We start from the raw sequence: 3372 nt of genomic DNA, 5'->3' as shown, positions 1-3372 counted from the left end.
CCGCATTTGCGGCTCTTTGATTTTCCGGATAGCGGCTGTGCCTTATCCGGACGATGAAACGTGGCACGGGTTCGATTAAATCGCCTTTGCCATTTTCAAATTACACGGGCTCATCTGCCAGTTGAAAATGCCCTTTCCGCTCTCATCAAGCGTTACGCTGGCAATCGCAGATGTGGTAAACATCGGCGGCGTTTCACCCGGGCAAAGCTCAGACACCAGATATCCCACTAACGGTAAGTGAGAAATTACCAGTGCCGTGGCGATACCTTCATTGGCCAGAGCCTGTAAATAGGCGCTGACCAGACCGACATCGCCGCAGGGAGTCAGCTCCGGCAAAACATCCACACCGGCTGGCAGGTTCATACACTCTCCCACCACATCCAGCGTCTGTTCGGCTCGTAGGAACGGGCTCACCAGAACACGTTCGATATCCACTTTTTGACCTTTAAGCCAGTTCGCCATCAGGCGAGATTCGTCACAACCACAAGAGGTTAAAGGACGAACTGAATCACTGGCGGCATCGAGGGCCGCGTCGCCGTGACGCATGATAAAAACTTGCATATTGCACCGCTTTTGTTAACCAGGATCACCAACACCTTTATTCACCGCCCCTATTGACCGTGGTAACGATGTGGTGGCCGGCATTGTGCCTTATCCATTCACCGAATGAAACGCTGTTTTTTACCTCAACGGCGTAAGTATAGTCAATCTCTGTTTACATTTTGAGCGCGATCCATACATTCGGTGCGGATTCATCCTACCTTTGACCTCATGAATTCAGGTCAGTTTCCCCGATATCCCAGAATCTTTCACCACGTTCCGCCATCTGCAATAACTGTTCACACGGCGTAAACCGTGAACCATATTGCGTGGACAGTCGTTGCAGAACCGCAACCACTTCACCCGTACCGAGAGAATCCATATACCGGAACGGGCCGCCGAGGAATGGCGGAAAACCAATACCAAATACAGCGCCGATATCGCCATCACGTGCGCTACGGACGACCTGCTCACCAAAACAGCGTGCTGCTTCGTTAAGCATTAACATGACACACCGCTCTGCAATTTGCGGGGCTGTGAGTTGGCCCTGACCCTGGACGCCAATAAGCGTATAAATTGCAGGGTCAACCTGTTTTTTGCTTTTACGCCCTTTCGCGCCATAAAGATAGAAACCCCGACCATTTTTTCTACCTTTGCGATCATCATTCAAAATTGAAGCAACAACATTTGCAGGTGCGCTAAAACGTTCTCCATAGGCGGCCTCAAGCACTGGTATAATTTTAGTGCCCGTATCAATTCCGACCTCATCCAAAAGTTGGATTGGCCCTACCGGAAAACCAAACTTAACCAGCGCGGCATCAATCGTCTCGACGCGCTCGCCTTCGGTCAGCATACGAATCGCTTCGTTGATGTAAGGCGCTAAAATACGGTTAACGTAAAAGCCAGCCTTATCCTGGACAACAATCGGCGTTTTGCCCTGCTTTTTCGCTAACTTAACGGTTGTGGCAATCGTCTGCTCAGAGGTTGTTGCATGCGGAATCACTTCCACCAGTGGCATTTTTTCTACCGGGCTAAAGAAGTGCAGACCAATTACCTGTTCAGGTCTGGTAGCATTAGCCGCAATATCGCCAATCGGTAAAGATGAGGTGTTTGACGCAAAAATAGTATGAGGGGCACAATTCTGCTCAACTTCTGCCACCATCTGTTGTTTTAACGACAGATCTTCGAATACCGCTTCAATAATCAGATCGCGATGCGCAAAACCGCGATAATCGGTGGTTCCCGAAATCAACGCCAGCTGTTTATCACGCTCGCTGGCTTTGATATGACGGCGGTGAACCTTCGTTTCAAGCTGCTCCCAACTGTACTTCAGCGCGTGGTTGATTCCCTTAGCATTAATATCTTTGATGCGCACCGGCAAGCCACCTTTACAGGCTGTGACGTAAGCAATACCGCCGCCCATCAGGCCACCGCCCAAAATACCGACGCTATTCAGCGGGCCGGGCTTCGCTTCACTACCGGGATCTTTTTTTACATCGGTATTGGCAAAAAAGATGTTCCGTAGCGCCTTAGACTGCGAAGTCATCGCCAGCTCGCCAAACGCGCGGGCTTCCGCCTCATAGCCGCTGCTGCTGCCCTGCGCGAGACCGGTTTCGATCACCTCAAGAATGCGGTCCGTCGCAGGGTAGTTGCCCTGCGTTTTTTGCGCCGTCTTTTTGCTGACCATACGAAACAGCAGCGCACGTCCCAGCGGCCCCGCCAGCACGCGTTCACGTACGGGCAGAACCCGGTGCGCCGAACTGTCTTTTTTGGCCAGTTCAATCGCGGCTTCCAGCAAAATGGTCTGTGGTACAACTTCATCCACCAACCCCACTTTTAGCGCCTGTTTTGCCCGGAGCTGTTTTCCTGTCAGGATCATATCCAGCGCAGTACTGACACCAATAAGACGGGGTAATCGCTGGGTGCCCCCGGAACCGGGAAGCAGGCCTAACTGTACTTCCGGCAACCCCAGTACGGTTTTAGCATCATCGGTACAAATACGGTTGTGGCACGCCAGCGCCATCTCCAGCCCACCGCCCAAACAGGCACCATGAATAGCAGCAACAACCGGGATCGGCAATGCATTAATTTCTGCCATGATCTGCTGCCCCTGACGGGCCAGCGTTTCGGCTTCCTGCGCGCTGCGACAGCTACCAATCATGTTGATATCCGCCCCGGCAATGAAGTTATCGGGTTTAGCCGAAATAAACACCACACCACGCAATGCTTTGTTATCGCGGATTTGTTTCAGAATGGCCCTCACCTGAGAAGCAAACTCTGCTTTCAGGGTGTTCATTTTCTCTCCGGGCACATCAATGGAGACAACGGCGACGTTATCCAGACGCACGTTGAGCGTAAAAGCCGATGTCATTTCCATTATTCTGCCTCCAGAACCATTGCCGCACCCAGACCACCTGCCGCACATGCGGTGACTAAACCAAACCCACCGCCACGGCGGCGTAGTTCATGGAGGGTTTGGGTGATCATACGTGCACCGGTGGCGGCGAAGGGGTGCCCATAGGCAATTGAGCCACCCAGCACGTTAAATTTACTGTCATCGACTTCGCCAGTGGCGTGGGAGCGCCCCAGCACTTCGCGGGCAAAACGCTCGCTGCCCAGCAACTGGAGGTTCGCCAGCGTTTGTGCGGCAAAGGCTTCATGCATATCAATAAGCGTTAAATCCGCCATGGTTAAGCCTGCACGCTCCAGGGCAAGCGGCGTTGACCACGCCGGCCCCAACAGCATGTCCTGCCAGACATCAATGGCGGTAAAGGCAAAACTACGCAGATATCCCAGCGGTACCAGCCCTAACTCTTTCGCACGCGACTCCGT

The 3372-nt window shown here is 52.8% G+C and carries 2 protein-coding genes and 1 pseudogene; all 3 read right to left on the bottom strand.

Annotated features, from left to right (window positions below):
* Positions 1-75 precede the first annotated feature (75 nt).
* A complete protein-coding gene (gene sixA / locus FDX03_RS04465) occupies positions 76-561 on the bottom strand; it encodes a phosphohistidine phosphatase SixA (RefSeq protein WP_048211041.1) in 486 nt (161 codons plus the stop codon).
* Positions 562-769: 208 nt separating this feature from the next.
* On the bottom strand, positions 770-2917 hold the full coding sequence (gene fadJ / locus FDX03_RS04460; RefSeq protein ID WP_137345532.1) for a fatty acid oxidation complex subunit alpha FadJ: 2148 nt from the start codon (positions 2915-2917) through the stop codon (positions 770-772).
* Positions 2917-3372 (bottom strand): annotated as a pseudogene (fadI, locus tag FDX03_RS23000) (acetyl-CoA C-acyltransferase FadI); the annotation flags it as partial. The pseudogene fadI and the gene fadJ, both read right to left, overlap by 1 nt.

Origin of the sequence: Citrobacter sp. wls827, assembly GCF_005280875.1 — a bacterium.
Taxonomy (GTDB): Bacteria; Pseudomonadota; Gammaproteobacteria; order Enterobacterales; family Enterobacteriaceae; genus Citrobacter; species Citrobacter youngae.
Note: the sequence above shows the minus strand (reverse complement) of the source record. Positions and strands in the feature narration are given on the sequence as shown.

Coding starts and splice junctions, on each gene's coding strand:
- sixA (WP_048211041.1), bottom strand. CDS start 561: ATGCAAGTTTTTATCATGCGTCACGGCGACGCGGCCCTCGATGCCGCC.
- fadJ (WP_137345532.1), bottom strand. CDS start 2,917: ATGGAAATGACATCGGCTTTTACGCTCAACGTGCGTCTGGATAACGTC.